The following is a 16,958-nucleotide window of genomic DNA, read 5'->3' as shown; positions in this document are numbered from 1 at the left end:
GTGGGTCATGAGCCAGTGCCCGTTCGGCAAGGGCGCCGAGGGCGTGGCGTACAAGGTCCTCCCGAAATTCCCGGACGGAGCCGCGAATCTTCGCATCGCTTTTATCGTGGATGAAGCCGCGCCCGGTCAGTTCAAGTCGCTACACGGCGACGAGGAAACCGCGCTCAACCGCGTGCAGGCGTGCGTCGGCGAACTGACGCCCGACAAGCAAATCGAGTTCATCGCGCGCGCGAACGAAACCACGGACGACTGGACGAAGACCGCCGAGGCGATGAAGCTCGATATCGCGGCGATCGAAGCCTGCACGACGGACGGCCGCGCTGACAAAATCCTGTCGGTGAACGCGGCCGAGGCCCGCGCGCGCGGCATCAACGCAAGCCCGACGCTTTTCGTCGCCGGCGAGCGTTTCGACAGCCAGATCAACAGCCTCGATCTTTTCACGGCGATCTGCGCGAAGCTCGGATCGAACGCCCCGCCGGTCTGCGCGAATCCGCCGGACGACCTCTCCCGTTCGGACGGCATGTCCGCCGGCCAGTGCGGTGCCGAGGCCGAGCCGCAGGTCGATCCTTCGATGGTCGATAACTCGGCCTTCCAGGTAACGATCATCTATCCCGCCCAGGCGTATGCCGAGGAGTCCGACAAGATCGTCGAGCAGATGAAGCGCCTTTTCCCGAAGATGACCGTCGATAAGTCGCCATCCACGTCCGCCGCCGCGAAGAAAATGATCGCGGATTACGGCATCGAGTGGCTGCCCGCGTTCATCTATCCCAAGGAGTTCGAGAAGGCCAAGACGTTCGAGCGCCTGCGCCCCGCGATGAAACCGCTACCCAACGAGAAGGGTTTCATGCTCGATCCGGTGCAGATCGGCGCGGGTTATTCGCTCACCCGCGAACGCAAGGCCGGCGCGCTCGATGTTATTTACACGCCGTTTTCCCCGCGCGCGCTCACGATCCTTCTCGACGCGGTCGAGGTGCTGGCGACGGACGCCGGCGCGAAGGTGCGCGACAAGGTGACGTACCGCCCCGCCGGTTTCCTCACGCCAACCGGCGACATCGAGACGCAGTTCGGCGCGCCTGAACGCGAGGAGATGGAGCGCCACATCGCCGTGCAGAATACCGGCGGCGCCGGCGCGTTCCGTAATTACCTCGACGAGCGGCGAAAGGACCCTGTCAGTTCGTATTGGGAAGATTTCGTGAAGCGCGCCAAGCTCGATCCGGCCAAGGTGAAGGATGCCGCGCAGTCGCCGCCGGTCCGCGACGCGCTCCAGGCCAACTCGCGCCTCGCCTCGGATTTCGCCGTCCGCACGGATATCGTCTTCATCGTGGAGAATCGCGAAGCGGTCGTCGTGAAGGACAAGGAAGACTTCAAGCGCCTGCTCGACTACCTGTCGCGCCAGTAACCTGGGAGCGCAGGCGTCCCGCCTGCTTCGTGCGAGTTCCCTGGGAACGCCGAACCCCAGTTCGGCATTGCGATTCCCCTGGGAACGCCGAACCCCAGCTCGGCATTGCGATTCCCCTGGGAACGCCGAGCTCCAGCTCGGCCCCGGGAACGCCGCCCCTACTCCCCCTTCGAGAACAGCTCCGCGAACGTCGTGCTCGCGCGCTTTCGCACGACTGCGGGAGCGGGCCAGCCGCAAAGGCCGTCCAGCGCGAGGATCACCGCGCCGACGCACGGCTCATCGACAAGCCGGTGCACCTGTAAATTCGGGTAGCGCCGGCGCACCGTCGCCTCCAGCGCGTCGCGCATCGTCGAATCGATGCCCTTCTGGTACACGCTGCCGCCAAGCACAAGACGCACGGGCGCGGCCTTGTCGGGGAACAGCCGCGACAGGCACGTCAGCACGTCGCGCCCCACGAGCGCACCCGCCTCGCGCAGCACGCGCCGGGCCACGCGATCGCCCTGCCGGGCCGCCTGAAAAACCAGCGGCGCATATTTGTTCATGATCGGCATCGGCGTCTCGCTGTCGTAGTAGCCGAGTTCGATGATGTCGCAGATTTCCTCGAGCCCGAACGCCTCGCAGATCAGCGGCGTCAAAAGTGTTTTCGGCCCGCGCCCGTCCCATTCTTTCATCGCGGCGACGACGCCGTTCATCGCGATGTCGTAACTCGATCCGTAGTCGCCGGAAAACCCGCCGAACCCGCCAACCTTCCAGTGCCCGCCCTTCGCGTTGAAGCCCATCGTGTTGGAGCCCGTGCCGGAGACGCACGCGACGCCGACGCCGTCCGGCGTCCCGGCGCGCAGCACGAGCGTCGTGTCATTGCATAACGCGAAGCGCTTGGCGAGGTTCGCGGGCAGGAGCACATCGTACGCGAGAATATCGAAGTCTTTCTCGCGATCGGCGCCGGACAGGCCGAACGCACCGATGTCCACGGCCTCGCGCGATACCCCCGCCATCGCAAGCGCGGCGTCCACCGTCTTTTCGATTTCCCGGCGCGCCGCCTTGCGTCCGATGGCCTGAAAATTCGCCGGCCCGCCGCGGCCGATGCCAAGAACGCGGCCCCTCTCGTCCGCGACCGCGGCGATCGTCTTCGTGCCGCCGCCGTCCACGCCGATGACAAACGACGGGCCGGGGCGCTTGCCGCGCGACGGCCGCCGTTTCGCGACGCCTACTCGCGCGCGCGTAGCCACAACTCGACAGGCGCGTTGTAGCCGCCCGGATCCTTGAAAGGAAATGGGATTTTTTGACCGGTCGCCGCGGACAGGTAGCCCGCGGTCATGATCTCGAGCACCACCCGGCCGTCCTTAGCCGACTCCGTCGGCGTACCGCCCTCGCGGATGCAACGCACGAAATCCGCCATCTCCTGCGGATATCCGTTTTGCCAGAGGTCTTCCCACATCAGCGGCGACCACCCCGGCGAAAGAAACGCATCGTCGCCCGGATCGCCGTGGCCCCGGGCCGAATACACACGAAGGCCGGTGCCCTCGTGCAGCAGGTTTGCGTAGATCACGCCCTGCGTACCGTGGATTTCCGCGCGCGATTCCATGCCGCCTTGCAGCGTCCACGACGATTCGATGAGCGCCTTCTTTCCGCCCGCAAATTCGATCGTCATGATGACGTGATCGTCCATCTTCATGACGTCCTTGTGCACGTACAGGTCGCACTCCGCGTACACGCTTTTCACCGCGGGTTTGCCGAGCGTCCACCGACAGTATTCGATCGCGTGACAGCCCATATCCATCAGGATGCCGCCGCCCGCCTCCTCCACCGAGAAGAACCAAGGCGAATACGGGCCGGCGTGTTTTTCCGATTGCTTCACGAAAAAGACGTCGCCGATCGCGCCCGCGTCGGCCACCTGTTTTGCCTGCACGAATTTCGGCAGGTAACAAAGCTCCTCGGCATACCCGACAACGACACCGGCCTTCGTCGCCGCCTCGATGATGCGGTCGGCCTCGGCGATCGTCATCGCCAGCGGCTTCTCGCAGATCACGTGCTTGCCGGCTTCGATCGCCGCGAGCGCCTGCTCGACGTGCCGGGCGTTCGGCGTGCCGATGACGACGACATCGACATCCTCGCGACGCACAAGCTCATCGAGCGTACGGCACGCCACCGGGATTTTGTGCTGTTCGCAAAACTGCTTCTGGCGCAACGGGTCGCGCGAAAGCTGCGCGGTGATAGCGACGTCCGTAAGCTGCGCGAGCGAGCGGCTATGCACGGAAGAAATCATGCCGGATCCGATGATGCCGGCGCGGACGGTCTTCATGACGGAGTCCCCAGCCCCTGGGCGCGGAAAAACGCGCGTCATCCGGAAAATAAAAAAGCGCGGGTAACATACACGTGCGCAACACGCGCTTGCAAGAACTTCTATGCGGAATAATTTCGCGCCGAGCGTTGAACGATCGTGCGCCGTGCCCGTGCCCGTGCCCGTGCCCGTGCCCGGATGAGACCCGCTCCCTCACAGTCGCGGTTCGTCTACCGCGTGGGTTCGTCTACCGCGTGGGAGCGTCTACCGCGGTGCGACGCCCGGCGCGCACCGCAAGCGGCCAAACCATCTCACGCGACGCGCCCGCACCGCCCCAGAGTGGTTCAAGCTCGCGCACGAGGTCATCCACCGGATCGAACCCGCGCTCGCGGATGAAGTTTTGCGTTGCCGACCACGAACGCAGGTAGCCCGCCATGTCATCGAGCGTCCAACGCCGCCGGATCTCAAACGCGGGTACGTCGATCTCCTCGAACGGGAACGGAATCGTGCGATATCGCGCCTCGACCATCGCGCGCTCCGGCGGCCAGTACGACCCCACCGTTTCGTCGTAGAACCGCCGAACGCGCTCCGTGGCCTCGTCGCGCGTTTCGAACGTGCCGTAAGACCACACCGCGAGCACGCCGCCGCGCGCGAGCGCGCGCGTCACGCCTTTATAGAACGCGTCGAGATCGAGCCAGTGCAGCGCCTGCGCGCACGTCACCAGATCGACGCTCCCCTCCGGCAATTCGACATCCTCCGATCGGCGCACGACGTACTCCACGCGCTCGTGCGGGCGCGCGTGCGCGATCTGCGCGGCGCTCGCGTCGTTGGCGATCACGCGTTCGAAATGTTCCGCCAGCGCGACGGCCGCCTGCCCGTTGCCGCTCGACGCATCCCACGCCAGCCCGCGCCCCGGCGCGATCTTCGCCAGCCATGCGAACAAGTCCGGCGGATAGTCCGGGCGATACTTTGCGTACAGCCGCGACTGATCCGAAAAATGGTCCTTGAATTCGGTCACGTCGCCTCCGCTTACCGTCGTGCTTACGCGATCGACATCATGGGCACAATGGACTTCATGGACGCCAATCACGCACCCGCCGCGCCTGGTTTTCCTCTTTCCTCTTTCCTCTTTCCTCTTTACCCCTCGACTCCGTTTTGCGTTCCCGAAACGCTGTGCTAGACTCTTTGCCTCTTTTCGCGGGCGGCCCCGTTGGTAACCCGCGATCACCATCTTGAAGGAGCAATCATGGGCAAGAATGTCCTTTTCGTTCTCCTTGCGCTTTCGATCGGGATCTTCGGATTCACGGTCGGGCGCTTCACGGACGCCGGCGGGTTCGGCGGCAAGACCTTCAAACGCGCGCAAATCGTGCCCGATCTGGACGACCTTTCCGGCAAGGAGCGCCAGGTCGCGATCGAGCTGATCGGCGCCTCGGACGACCTCGCCAAGAAGTTCGTCGACGCGGTCGGCAAGAACGCCGATGACGAGGCGAAGTGGGAACAGGCGCTGAAGGCCGTGAAAGGCGATCCCGTCCGCGCGATGATGATCACCGCGCGCAAGGCGGCGCAGCCTCCCGACGAGGACGAGGGCAAGATCTGGACGGTCGAGCCGGGTGACGTGCCGGTCAAGGGCCCCGCGGACGCACCGATCACGATCGTCGAGTTCTCCGACTTCCAGTGCCCCTTCTGCTCGCGCGGTTACAACACCATGAAGGAGCTCGACGAGAAGTACCCGGGAAAGATCCGCCACTTCTACGTCAGCAAGATCCTCCCCTTCCACAAGAAGGCGCCGGCGGCGCACGCCGCGGCCTACGCCGCGTGGAAGCAGGACAAGTTCTGGGAGTTCCACGACAAGGCTTTCGATAATCAGCAGCAGCTCGACGAGCCGAAATACGTCGAGTGGGCCACCGAACTCGGCCTCAATATCGAGCAATTCAAGAAGGACATGGCGGTCACGAACTACGAAGAGGAGTTCGCGCGCATGGAGAAGCTCTCCAACGATCTCGGCGTGCGCGGCACCCCGACGTTCTTCATCAACGGGCGCAAGGTTCGCGGCGCCAAGCCGACACCCGAGTTCGTCTCCATCATCGACGAGCTGCTGAAGGAAAAGCAGGGCTGACGACTTCGCAACGTTCGGGCTCAAACACGTGCCCGAACGAAAAGTCTGAAAGTCCGAAAGACTGAAAGGTCATCGCAAAACGCAAGACGCGGGTAGCCAATCGGCTGCCCGCGTTTTTTCGTGTCCCATCAGGACAGGGACGCGAAATCGACTCTTCCCGACCCGCTTGATCGGGCCACCAATCGCGTCCTCTCAATCCTCAATCTTCAATCCTCAATCGCCGTGCTCCCCGCAAATCCGCGCCCAAACCGTGATCGTCGCGACGCGCAGATCGTCGAGCGTCCCGTCGTTCCTGATGACGTAGTCCGCGCGCGCCTTACGCTCCGCATCGTCGATCTGCGCTGCCAGCACGCCTTCGATTTGCTCCGGGCTCCACGCCGATCGGGCTAACAGCCTCTCGCGCTGCCGCTCGCGGCCGGCGACGACGGCGACGATTGCGTCGAACGCCTCGCGCGCGCCGGCTTCGATGAGAAGCGCCGCCTCGACGACCCCGGCCGGACGCCCCTGGGCTTCAAACGCGCGCAGCCCTTCGGCGATCGCCACGAATACGCGCGGGTGGATGATCGCCTCGAGCGCGGCGCGTTTTTCCGGATCGGAAAAGGCGATGGCCCGCATCCGCTCCCGATCGAGCTCGCCCGCCGGGGTGAGAATCCCATCGCCGAACGCGGCGCGAATCAAGGCAAGCCCGTCGCTCCCCGGCGCAACAGCCTCGCGAGAAATCGCGTCCGCATCCAGAACCCCAAGGCCAAGCTCCGCAAAAATCCGCGCGGCTTCGCTCTTGCCCGAGGCGATGCCGCCCGTTAAGCCAAGACGCAGAAATCGCGAAGGTTTTGGGGTGTTGCCGCGCGCCGGGGCGCTATCGCGCGCCATTCGTGGAGAAAAAGGACTGATCGTAGTCCGGCCGCGTCTCGCGCCGCTTGATCGCGCCGATGACGTCCGCCGCGTTTCGCACATCCGCCGGAAAGACGGTCCACACCTTATGCCAGGTTTCGACCTCGTGTGCGTCCGAACCGCCCGTCCGCGCCAGATCGTAGCGCTCCGCAAGATACGCAAGGTTCTTGAAATACAGCGGATTCACGAGGCCGCACGCGGCGAGCGATAGCATCGTTCCATTATACACCTCGAGCGCGTCCACATGACGCACGAGCCGCGAGATGAACTCCTCCTGCTCGTTCGCCCACGGCCCCTCGGCCGGGAAATCGAAGCCGCGCAGGTCCGTACGCTGGCTGACGCTCGGATGCGCCCACACGATCGCCGTTTCGTCCTCGCGCGGCATGTCCAGGATCGATCCCCTGAACGCGCAGAGCTTGTGGATGTAGGCGACATTCGTCGAAAACACGAGCAAATCCGCCTCGATGGCGTCCACCTCGATGGCCGGGACGATGATGGTTTCCGGGAGTGCCTCGCGCAGCCGATCGACCGCGTGGTCGTCGCAATGATCGGTACAGACGATAACCGGATTTTCCGGCCGCTTGCCCTGCTCGATCAGAAATTCCACGGGCAGGCTCGACGAATGCGAATAGCGCGAGTGCGTGTGAAGGTCGATATTCAAAAACAACACCGCTCCCTACCTGATAGACACCACGAAACCGGGCGCCGTTCGTCAAGGACAAATCGCGCCCGGTTTTCCACGTACCATTCATCGCCCCGCGGCCCAACCCCGTCCGCGGTCAACGTCATCGGCGGCAAGTCATATTTTTTGCCGCAGCGTGTCAGACCATACGGCATTCGATGGCGGATGTTAAGTGTTTTTTCTTACGTTTTTTGGGCCGCCCCTTAGGTCCGCCGAGCGCCTCCTGAGCGCGAGCGAAGGATCGGCTTCGAAAATTTTTCGTGCCGAACTGGGGTTCGGCGCTCCCAGGCCGCTACGGCGCTTCGAACGCCACGATCTTCCATGCCCCTTCGACCTGCTTCAACGAAAACCGCCCCGTCTTCGCGTCCGTCGGCCCAAGCGCCGCGGTGACGGTCATTCCGTCCGTGCCGGTTTCATGCGTTAGCGGGCGGACGCTCGTCGCCTGGGCCGCGAGGAAGGCCGCGACAACTTCGTTTTTGCGTTCCGCGGGGACAATCAGCCCCCGCAACGTCTCGTGCGCCTCGACGTATTCCTTCGCGCGGACCGGGTCGTCGTCCGCGCCGGTCAGCGCGTCGATACCGCGCGGATCGTCCACCTTTTGCACGGCCGTCCAGAACTCCGCCAGCGCCGCGTTCGCCGCCGTCTGCTCAGGCGAAAGCGCCGGCTCGCCCGGCTTGCACGCCACGGCGCAGAGCAGCATCAGCAACAGGACCGCCGCGATCGCAATCTTGTCATCCTGAGCGAAGCGAAGGATCTCCCCACGCAAACCACCGATCTTCATCGTTCCTCCTCGTCGTCAATTTCGTCGTCGTCGTCCGCGGCAAGTTCCTCGCGATACGCCTCCAGAATCTCCATCGCCTCTTCGTACTGCGCTTCATGCACGAACACGCGCAGCCCTTCCATGGCGCCAATCGGCTCGAGCGTCGAGCTATGCCGGTTCAGCACGATCGCACGCACCCCCTCCGCCTCGAGTACCGCGCACGCGCGGTCGGCCTCGAACGGATCGGCCGTGCGTAAAACCTCGCGCCGCGCCGACGCCTCCCCGGCCTCGTGCGCCTTCGGCTTCAGCTTCGTGTGCGCGAACCACAGCATCTCCGCCATCAGGATCGCGGCCGCGAGCGACCCGATTTCCGCGGGCAGATGCCCCGCCTGCGCCCCGTAGAAAAGCAGCACCGCCGCGACGACGAGGGCGTAGTTGAGATACCTCCCCGCGCCCTCGCCAAACCCGCCGCCGCCCGCGGACGACGGCCCGATCGGTCTTGGATCGTTGGGATCGGGATGAGAGGATTTGGTCATGAATTCACCGCAAGGACGTGAACGAAATGCTCCCGCAAGCGGCGTGTGCATCGGGACGCGCGGTCCATCATGTCCATAATGTCCATCGTGTCCATGCTGTCCATCGGCGCGCGCGCGCAAAAAAAGCGCCGCCCTTTCGGACGGCGCCTCGTTTCGCTTCGGTATCGCATTCGACCGGTTGCCGGTCGCCGGCTTTCAGCGCTTCGAGAACTGGAACCGCTTGCGCGCCTTGGCCTGGCCGTACTTCTTGCGCTCGACCTCGCGCGCGTCGCGCGTGAGGAAGCCCGCCTTCTTCAGCGCGGCGCGAAGCTCCGGCTCAAGCAGGATCAGCGCGCGCGCCGTGCCGAGGCGAACCGCGCCGGCCTGGCCGGTTCCGCCGCCGCCGTTCACGGTGACGCGAATGTCGTAGCGGTCACGCCGCTCGACAAGCGCGAGCGCCTGCGTCGCGACGAATTGATGCGTTCCGCGCGGGAAGTGCTCCTCGAGCGGCTTGCGGTTCACGACGAACTTGCCGGACCCGGGCGCCAGGACGACGCGCGCCACCGCGGCCTTGCGCCGGCCCGTGCCGTTGCCGCGCAGCTTCGCGGCGGGCTTCGCCTTCGCGGCGCCTTCCTTGCGCACGCGCGTGGCGGGCGCCGGCTTTTCTTCCACCTTGGTCACATCTTCGGACATCGATAACTCCGTCAGACGGAAAGCGGGCGCGGTTTTTGCGCCTCGTGCGGATGTTCGGGACCCGCGTAAATCTTGAGCTTGGTCAAAAGGCGCTTGCCCAGATCGTTTTTCGGCAACATGCCGCGAACGGCCAGGCGCACCATCTCCTCGGGCTTACGCGCCTGCAAATGGCGCGCGGACTCGCTCTTGAGGTTTCCGATGTAGCCCGAGTGGCGATAGTACATCTTGTCGTCGAGCTTGCGGCCGGTCAGGCGGACCTTTTCGGCGTTCACGACGATGACGTAGTCTCCACAGTCCACGTGTGGCGTGAATTCCGGCTTGTTCTTGCCGCGCAAGGCCGACGCGATCTGCGTCGCGGCGCGTCCCAGGACCTTGCCGTCGAGATCGACGACGAGCCAGTCCTGATCGACTTCGCCCGGTTTGGCGCTGTAGGTCTTCAGCATGGTCGGTACCCGTTCAAAAACGCGTTTGTCCCGCTTTCCGCGCCCATGCGGACGCACGCGGCTCCCCGCCGCGCAAAAACGAGGCGGGATGTATAGGAAGAAGCAGCAATATTGTCAAGGCCGCGAGCGCTCAATCCAATCGTGAAATCGACCACTTCCCGCGCAATATTGCGCGACCGCTCGCGTGGCCGGCTATTCGCTCTCCCCTTTTTTCAGTCGCTTGCGCTCCTTGGCTACAATCTTCTTGATGCTTTCGACGCTGGGCAATTCTTCGGGCATCGTACCACCCAATTCCCGAATGGTTTGACGGACCTTTGCACCGACTTCACGGTGAGTCTTGTTTGCAGAGTCTTTTCCTTGAACGCGATCGCGTCGAAGCTTTTCCTCCGCCTGGGTTGCTCGAAAAAGATTGGCGGCAAGTTCGGTGCTGCCCATGTGATCAAGGATTTTTTGGCTCTTTTTCAAGTCTTTTCGACGATGGATCGCCGCCTGATCCAACCCGCCATAAAGCCCCATGTAGCCATGATTTTGAAAGATCGCGTAATCAATCGGTTCGACGACACCCGCATTTTTCGCCGCGTCCGCCATCTGGACATTGTGCCGGCGCATTTCCTCTCTTAATAGCATCCGCCGCTCGTCTTCGATCGCCTCATCCGCCAATTCCTGTCGACGCGTCTGAACGGCAAAATAAGTCTGGCCCAGCGCGACGATTTCTTTTTTGGGATCGGCGTTCTGGATCGCGAGGTAACATGCGTATCTTGAAAGCAGCACTGTCCTTACGGCCCGCTGTCCTCCCTTTCCGATCTCGATCATTTCGGTGACGTCAACGAAATGATCGTCGAGGCGCTGCCCACTGTTGAAACAGGCTAACTTGGCCTTCTCGATAACCCCTTCAAAATTGCGATAGTCGCCGTACTCCAGGACCACCGCAAATTCGCGGCTCGACCAAAATTCGATCCCAGCGTCGTTAATCCGCTTAATACGTTCAAATGGCGATTTTTGCTCTTGAATTCCGTCATTGTTCCCGCCATTTTCCATATTCGGCCCTCGCATTCGGATTCGTTTACGCCGCCGGCTTCAATTCCTCCTCCGCCTCGCCTTCCTTCGCGCCTTCGCGGTTCAAGATCGCGTTCCGGGTCGAGATCAGCGCGCTTGTCGAATGCTGGACAAAATCGATCTGGATTTCCGGCGTCCAGAAATTCATCTGGTAGCCGCCGATCGTCGCATTCGCGTTCGGGAAATAGATCGTGTTGACCTCGTTGTACTGGTTGCGCATCAGGAATCCGGCGCCGATGACGAGCTGCCGGAAGATCTCGTCGGCGTATTGCGTCTCGCCTTCGCGCAGCGCCATCTCGTAGATCGCGCTCGATCCTTCCAGCCGGCACGCCGCGGGCGTCGTCTGCGGCCGCCGGTAGTAGCCGCCCACGTAGTCCGGGAATTCCGACTCGAAGATGAATTGGTTCATCATCGCTTCCATCACGCGTTTGGCGTGCCGGCGATGGTTCTCCTTCGGTTTGAATTTGTTCATCTGGTTGACGGCGTACATCATCCAGTGGTCGTGCTCGAGCTTGTCCGTCGGAACCTCGGCGTCGCGCACGTCGGCGATGAAGTCGATGCCCTTTTCCACCACGTTCATCCAGCGCTCGTCACCGTCGATGGCGTACAGCATCGAAAGCCCGAAAAACGCCTCGCCCGGGTAATACAGCACGGGCTTCACCTTCCGGCCCTTGTCGCGCGCCTTGTACCAGTAGCGCTGGCGCATGTCGCCGTTCGGCTCCTGCATGTATTCGATGAACCGCCCGTAAGCGTGCATCAGCGGCAGATATTGCTGGTCGCCCGTGATGCGCGTGTACGTCGAAAACGCCAGCAGCGCGAGGCCCGAACCGCCGAGCTTGGCGTATTCCCCCCGCGTTGCCACCGCGCGCCAGTCGTGCGTCTTCGCGTCGATCTCGTCCGGGCCGTCGGACGTGCGATCCAGGAATGCGAGCGCGCGCCTGATCGCCTCGAGCAGTTCCGGATCGCGCGTCTGCTCGTAGATCTGCCCCATCGCGAACGTCGTGCCCGCGTGGCGCAGGAGGTTGTAGCCCTTGCCCGGCTTGTCGTATTGCGGAAGGTAGAGGTAGAGAAACTTGCCGCGCTCGTCCACCGCGTTTTTCAGATAATCGCCCGCGGCGCGGATCGCGATGTCGAGGCGCTCCGGCGTCGCGTCAAAACCGGCCAGCCGGTTGCCTCGATAGAGGTCGAATATCGAGCCGTCCTCGTCCTCCTGGAATTGCAGCGTCTCGAAATACGCGTAGCCAACGGCGTCGAGCCCGCTGAGGTTGTCGCCGACCGACGTGTCGATACCCCGGTGACGCAGCAGGCGCTTGAGATTCCCGCGCGAGAACTTGCCGTTTTTGCGCATGACGTCGAAATCGACGATTTCCTTCGGAAGCAGCGCGAGCGTCGGCGATATGTCGAACGCGACGCCCGTCAGCGAATGATCCTTCTTCCACGCCTTGTCCGGCTTGCCGCGGCGCTTCTTGTCGGAGCTGTCCAGGATATCGATGCGGATGCGCCCGGGCACGATGTTGCCCTGCGCCTTCGCGAGGTTTTTCCCCGCGCTCTCCACCGCTTCCGCGACGGAGAGCCCCGTGCCGAATCCGACGAGCGCCCGATCCTTCGGCCGCGTCACGGAGACCCACGCCGCGCGCGCGTCCGCCGCGTGCACGCCCTCGGCCATGCCCGCGTCGATGGGCGACGGCGCGCCCGTCACCGCCGCGCGCGCGATATCGACGAGGTATTTCTTTTCCGGATCCGACAGCGTGATCGCGTCTTTCTTGACGAGCGCGTCGAACGCCGCCGCGCCCGGCGACGATCCGCCGCCCTTGCCGCATGCCGCGAAAAGCAGCGCCATCGCCAAAACCATCGTCGCGACCGTCGCCGCGCGCCTTGCGTTCATACAAATTCTCCGTGTCGGTGTCCGCATGAACGAGGGAAATTAGCAAGACGCCAAGGCGATGGCTAGCGGGAGAGCAAAACCTCCGACGAGCGCGCAAGCCGAGCTGGTGCTCCGCGCTCCCAGGAAACCGCTGATGGCTGATCGCTGACCGCTGAACGCTGACCGCGGATCCGTCACGAAGCGGGCAAGACCGGTTGACGCGGAGCGCGTCATCCACGCTTGACGCCGTAACCGGCCTTGCCTACGCTTTAACAGGCATTCTGAACATCAAGATTCAGGGGGGCGCACGATGGCCTTATTCGGACCGACTCACGAAAAGATCGAGCGTTGGTCGGCGGAGAGAAACGCAAAGAAACTGCTCGGCGCTCTCTCGTCCGACGACAGCACGATCCGCCGCGCGGCCGCGGAGGCGCTCGGCCGGATTCCCTCGCCGGAGGTGCTCGATTACTGCCGCAAGCGCGCGAACAGCACTGATCAGAACGAACGCTGGACGGTCACGCAGATACTCGGGTTCATCGGCACGCCGGAGGCGATGAAGATCCTCGAGACCGTGCAAGACCCCAACTCGTTATGGGACGAAAAAATTCGTGCCGCCAAGCATTCCAAGGACGCCAAGGAATCCGAATAACCCCGGGAGATCGCCGTGGCAAAAATTCTCGTCATCGATGACGATCCCGTCATCCGTCAGATTGGCAAATCGTACTTCACCGCCAAGGGGCACAGCGTCACCATCGCCATTGACGGCAAGGACGGCATGGACAAGTTCAAGGGCGATGCGTTCGATATCGTGATCACCGACCTCATGATGCCCAACATGCACGGCTACGAGGTCATCGACGCGATCCGCGCGACGCGCCAGGGCGCCTCGCTGCCGATCCTGCTTCTCACCGCGGATCGCAAGGAGCCGGGCCTCGACAAATACCCGCGCCGCGGCTTCGAGGACGATCACGTCGCCAAGCCGTTCGACATTCCTGATCTGGAGAAGAAGATCAACGTCCTTCTGGCCGAGGGCAAGGACCGCGTGCAGTAGGCCCCGCCCGAGTTTGTCATCCTGCGGGCGTTGTCGTCCTGAGCGAAGCGAAGGACCTCCACCCGCCCGTCACCGGGCGCCCTATCCAGCCGCGCGCATCTTGGGCAGGCGGATCGTAAACGTCGTCCCCTGCCCTTCGACCGAACGCACCACGATCTCGCCGCGGTGCTCCTCGGCGATTTTCTTCGACACGGCAAGACCCAGGCCCGTGCCCTTGGCGCCCTTGGTGCTCGCGAACGCCTGAAAGAGCTTGTCCATCACCTCTTTCGGAATCCCCACGCCGTTGTCTTCGACGTCGATCGACACGTACGAAGCGTCCGCGTCCGGCCGCGCGCGAAGCGTAATGCGCCCGGGGCGCGTATCCGGCAGGGCGTCGAGCGCGTTCGACCCCAGATTCATCACACACCGATGGATGCTGATCGCCTCCGCCTCGATCGTCTTGGCGGACGCGTCCACCTCCGCCGCGACCAGGATGCCCCGGTCACGGCCGCGTGCCGCGAGCAGATCGCGCACGTTGCCGAGCGTGTCGGCCAGGTCCGTCGGCGCGTATTGCGGCACGCGCTCCTTGCTGTAGTCGAGCATGTTGAACATGAGCTGATTCAGCCGGTCCTGGCTCACCTTCACGAGATCCCAGCCCAGCGTCAGCATCGTGTCGTCGCTGTTGGTCATCCCCTGATCGACCATGAACGCGCCACCCTGGATGCCCGCCTGGATGTTCTTGATGTCGTGCGCGAGACCCGCCATCGACTGCCCGATCGCCGCCAGCCGCGCGGCGGTGATGTTCTGCTCTTGCAGGCGGTGATTGGCGATCGCACTGCCCGCGATGTTGCCGAGGATCTTCAGCAGATGCAGATCCTCCTTGCCGAACGCGCCCTTGCCCTGGGCATCCACGTACAACGCGCCGAGCACCTCCTCGTGATGCTGGATCGGGACGCACATCGCCGACCGGATACCGAGCGAAAACACCGACTGGCTCGTGATCATCTCCGAGCCGCTCGCCGCGTCCAGCACGAGCATCGACTCCGCTCGCTCCACCGCCCGCCGCACGATCGTCCGCGAAAACTCGATATCGCCCTCGGCGCCGGCCGGGCTCCGCCCCGCCACGGCCTCGAGTGCGTCACGATCGCGATGCCAAAGGATGATCGACGCGCGCTTGGCGCGGATGACGCGCGTGGTCTGCTCGAGCAATCGGTCGAACATCTCCTGAGGATCGCTCGTCGTGCTGACGAGCGCGGAAACGTCGAGCGCGATGCGAAGCCGCTCCTTCGCCGCGGAAAGATCGCCCACCTCGAGCTCGCGCCCGCGTTCGGTCATCGAATAAACGACCGTCATCGAGCCCTCGCCCGGGCCGGTGGACTCGTCGTCGGGGATGATGCGCGGAATGCTCGTCCCCGCCGTGAAACGCATCTGCGCCGCGCCGAGCGTGATCTTCGCGCCGTCGGTGATCGTCGCCTCGTCGACGCGGCGCCCATCCACGAACGTGCCGTACGTCGAGCCGAGATCGCGGATCAGAAACTCGCCGTCCGCGATGCGCGTGATCGACGCGTGCTTGCGCGAGATGCTGCCGTCGTGGATCTGGATATCGCACTTCTCGCCGCGGCCAAGCGTTTGCTCGCTGTCGGCGACGTCGAAATTCCGTCCCGCGTCCTCGCCGCTCAGGACTTCGATGCGCGGCATCGCGAACTCCTTGAAGCGTCAGGCTTCGTAGGGACGCACGTCGGTGGCGAGGAAGAATCCCTTGCGTCGGCGGACGCCGTCCATGATGTTCGATTCGACGAAGTGCTTGCGGAAATAGCCAAAGATTTCGTCAAAGCCGTCCTCGGGAAAATAGCGCGTCACCGGACGGCCAACGCCCTCGCGTTCGAGATACTTGAAGCTCACCTCGACGACCGGATCGCCCTTGCCGCCGGCGGGCTGTTCGGGCACCCATGCCGCCACGACCGGATCGCCGACGACAAGATTGTGCACGCGCTCCATCAGAAATCGCCACAGCGTGAAAATTTCGAGCGGCACGTAGCGCACGTCGCCCGCCTCGTCCTCGCTTCGCGACAGGAAGCAACGCACCATGTCCACGCGCTCATCGACGCCTTCATCGACGTTTCCCATTAGGCACCCGCCTTCCGCAATCGTTTCGGTTCGTGTCGCCACACATTAAGAAAACCGCCCGCGCGCCGTCAACAAAGCTGCGTCAAGCCAACCGAACACGTCAGGAAAAAAACCGCCGCCGAATTGTCGACGGCGGCGGGATCGCAAGCGTCAGGCATTGTGTCGTGCCGTCCGGGCGACGTGCGATTCATTCCCAATACGTAATTCGCCATTCCCCATTGGCGATCACTCCGTGCAGCGCGTCCCCTAATAGGGGACAGTCACCTATTTTTTTTGACCCTCCCTGCGATCCGTCGCAGCATCGCGCCATGCCCCGCCTCGCGCGCATCGTCATCGAAGGATTGCCGCACCACGTCAGGCAGCACGGCAACAACCGGCAGGACGTTTTTTTCACGGACGCCGACCGCGAGATTTCTCCAAACTCGAATCCACGCTCAATAGCCGACTACGCCCGCTGCCCGTCGGAAGACCGAAGGGCGGCCCCAATAAATAGGTGACTGTCCCCTATATTCTCCGTGACTACGTGTATCGAGTCCATCCCCAAGCGATTGATAATAAATTCCATGTCCGACTAGGTAGTGCTTCGTGCCGTCATCGGATATGTTTAGCACGGGTTCTCCGCCTCCGCCCGCTTCGTCACGAAAATCGCAATCGGAATACGCATATTCAATTTCTGATATCGACCGGATGATGTATCTTCGCAGGCATTGCGAATAGGCGATAACGGCGTTTTCGATCGGATCCCACGCGACCGCCGAATAGCCTACCAAATTCGGCAACGATGCGATTGACCATATACCGTTTGACCTGACGCCATATTGCCAATCGCCCGCGTGAAATATTACGTGACTATTTTCGTTATTATCAAGCGCCAGATGGGGGTCTCCGACATCGCCTTCGTAAATCAGCTCCGCATTCCATATTCCCGATCCGCCGGTGATTTCGTAAACACCCGTTTCGTCGTACATGAGAAAACGGTTTTTCCCATCGGATGTTACGAATAGCTCGCTCGGGTCCAGCATGAATGGAATATCCACCAATTCCAAATCCCACACTACGTTGACCGAATCCCAGTACGCAATATATATCTCCTTCAAAAAG

At 63.0% G+C, this 16,958-nt stretch carries 18 protein-coding genes; 4 read left to right on the top strand and 14 right to left on the bottom strand.

The features are described from left to right. Positions 1-1,399: DsbA family protein (locus tag K8I61_01465; GenBank protein MBZ0270677.1), on the top strand; the 1,399-nt coding region annotated here is incomplete at its 5' end. Positions 1,400-1,557: 158 nt separating this feature from the next. Here the strand turns inward: K8I61_01465 and K8I61_01460 are convergent. The 3 genes from K8I61_01460 to K8I61_01450 form a co-directional block, all read right to left on the bottom strand. Continuing rightward, positions 1,558-2,628, bottom strand: coding sequence for a hypothetical protein (locus K8I61_01460; GenBank protein ID MBZ0270676.1), 1,071 nt, complete (start codon positions 2,626-2,628; stop codon positions 1,558-1,560). After that, positions 2,607-3,701, bottom strand: a complete 1,095-nt coding sequence (locus K8I61_01455; protein MBZ0270675.1) for a Gfo/Idh/MocA family oxidoreductase — start codon at positions 3,699-3,701, stop codon at positions 2,607-2,609. Before K8I61_01455 ends, K8I61_01460 begins: the two co-directional genes overlap by 22 nt. Before the next feature lie 226 nt (positions 3,702-3,927). After that, the gene (locus K8I61_01450; protein MBZ0270674.1) at positions 3,928-4,698 is read right to left on the bottom strand and encodes a class I SAM-dependent methyltransferase; all 771 of its coding nucleotides are present in this window, start codon (positions 4,696-4,698) and stop codon (positions 3,928-3,930) included. A gap of 228 nt (positions 4,699-4,926) precedes the next feature. Here K8I61_01450 and K8I61_01445 point away from each other — a divergent pair, with 228 nt between their 5' ends. Further along, positions 4,927-5,796 (top strand): thioredoxin domain-containing protein, encoded by an 870-nt coding sequence (locus tag K8I61_01445; GenBank protein MBZ0270673.1) that lies wholly within the window; start codon positions 4,927-4,929, stop codon positions 5,794-5,796. A gap of 213 nt (positions 5,797-6,009) precedes the next feature. Here K8I61_01445 and coaE read toward each other — a convergent pair whose 3' ends face one another. The 8 genes from coaE to K8I61_01405 form a co-directional block, all read right to left on the bottom strand. Further along, on the bottom strand, positions 6,010-6,666 hold the full coding sequence (gene coaE, locus K8I61_01440) for a dephospho-CoA kinase (GenBank protein ID MBZ0270672.1): 657 nt from the start codon (positions 6,664-6,666) through the stop codon (positions 6,010-6,012). Next, positions 6,653-7,348: a PHP domain-containing protein gene (locus K8I61_01435; protein MBZ0270671.1), complete on the bottom strand. Its 696-nt coding sequence runs from the start codon at positions 7,346-7,348 to the stop codon at positions 6,653-6,655. The genes coaE and K8I61_01435 overlap by 14 nt, the downstream gene beginning before the upstream one ends. Before the next feature lie 313 nt (positions 7,349-7,661). Further along, positions 7,662-8,150 (bottom strand): hypothetical protein, encoded by a 489-nt coding sequence (locus tag K8I61_01430; protein ID MBZ0270670.1) that lies wholly within the window; start codon positions 8,148-8,150, stop codon positions 7,662-7,664. Next, positions 8,147-8,665, bottom strand: coding sequence for a DUF2007 domain-containing protein (locus K8I61_01425; protein MBZ0270669.1), 519 nt, complete (start codon positions 8,663-8,665; stop codon positions 8,147-8,149). The genes K8I61_01430 and K8I61_01425 overlap by 4 nt, the downstream gene beginning before the upstream one ends. A 195-nt stretch (positions 8,666-8,860) precedes the next feature. Further along, positions 8,861-9,337, bottom strand: coding sequence for a 30S ribosomal protein S9 (gene rpsI / locus K8I61_01420; protein MBZ0270668.1), 477 nt, complete (start codon positions 9,335-9,337; stop codon positions 8,861-8,863). An 11-nt stretch (positions 9,338-9,348) separates the two neighbouring features. After that, entirely contained in the window at positions 9,349-9,777 is a 429-nt protein-coding gene (gene rplM, locus K8I61_01415; GenBank protein ID MBZ0270667.1) for a 50S ribosomal protein L13, read from the bottom strand. 195 nt (positions 9,778-9,972) lie between these two features. Further along, positions 9,973-10,818 (bottom strand): DNA damage-inducible protein D, encoded by an 846-nt coding sequence (gene dinD, locus K8I61_01410; GenBank protein ID MBZ0270666.1) that lies wholly within the window; start codon positions 10,816-10,818, stop codon positions 9,973-9,975. A gap of 25 nt (positions 10,819-10,843) precedes the next feature. Beyond that, positions 10,844-12,721 carry a hypothetical protein gene (locus tag K8I61_01405; protein ID MBZ0270665.1) on the bottom strand — a complete coding sequence of 626 codons (1,878 nt, stop codon included), beginning with the start codon at positions 12,719-12,721 and terminating at the stop codon, positions 10,844-10,846. A 289-nt stretch (positions 12,722-13,010) separates the two neighbouring features. Between K8I61_01405 and K8I61_01400 the strand changes: the two genes are divergently transcribed. Both K8I61_01400 and K8I61_01395 read left to right on the top strand, forming a co-directional pair. Beyond that, positions 13,011-13,349, top strand: coding sequence for a HEAT repeat domain-containing protein (locus K8I61_01400; GenBank protein MBZ0270664.1), 339 nt, complete (start codon positions 13,011-13,013; stop codon positions 13,347-13,349). Positions 13,350-13,364: 15 nt separating this feature from the next. Further along, complete coding sequence (locus K8I61_01395; protein MBZ0270663.1) at positions 13,365-13,751, top strand: response regulator; 387 nt, start codon at positions 13,365-13,367, stop codon at positions 13,749-13,751. Between the two features lie 81 nt (positions 13,752-13,832). On the opposite strand, the gene K8I61_01390 is transcribed toward K8I61_01395, so the two are convergent. The 3 genes from K8I61_01390 to K8I61_01380 form a co-directional block, all read right to left on the bottom strand. Continuing rightward, positions 13,833-15,428, bottom strand: a complete 1,596-nt coding sequence (locus K8I61_01390; protein MBZ0270662.1) for an FHA domain-containing protein — start codon at positions 15,426-15,428, stop codon at positions 13,833-13,835. 18 nt (positions 15,429-15,446) lie between these two features. Continuing rightward, positions 15,447-15,857 carry a hypothetical protein gene (locus K8I61_01385; GenBank protein ID MBZ0270661.1) on the bottom strand — a complete coding sequence of 137 codons (411 nt, stop codon included), beginning with the start codon at positions 15,855-15,857 and terminating at the stop codon, positions 15,447-15,449. Positions 15,858-16,291: 434 nt separating this feature from the next. Then, positions 16,292-16,958: hypothetical protein (locus K8I61_01380; GenBank protein MBZ0270660.1), on the bottom strand; the 667-nt coding region annotated here is incomplete at its 5' end.

This window comes from bacterium, assembly GCA_019912885.1.
Lineage (GTDB): Bacteria > Lernaellota > Lernaellaia > JACKCT01 > JACKCT01 > JAIOHV01.
This window is presented reverse-complemented; position numbering and strand designations above follow the sequence as displayed.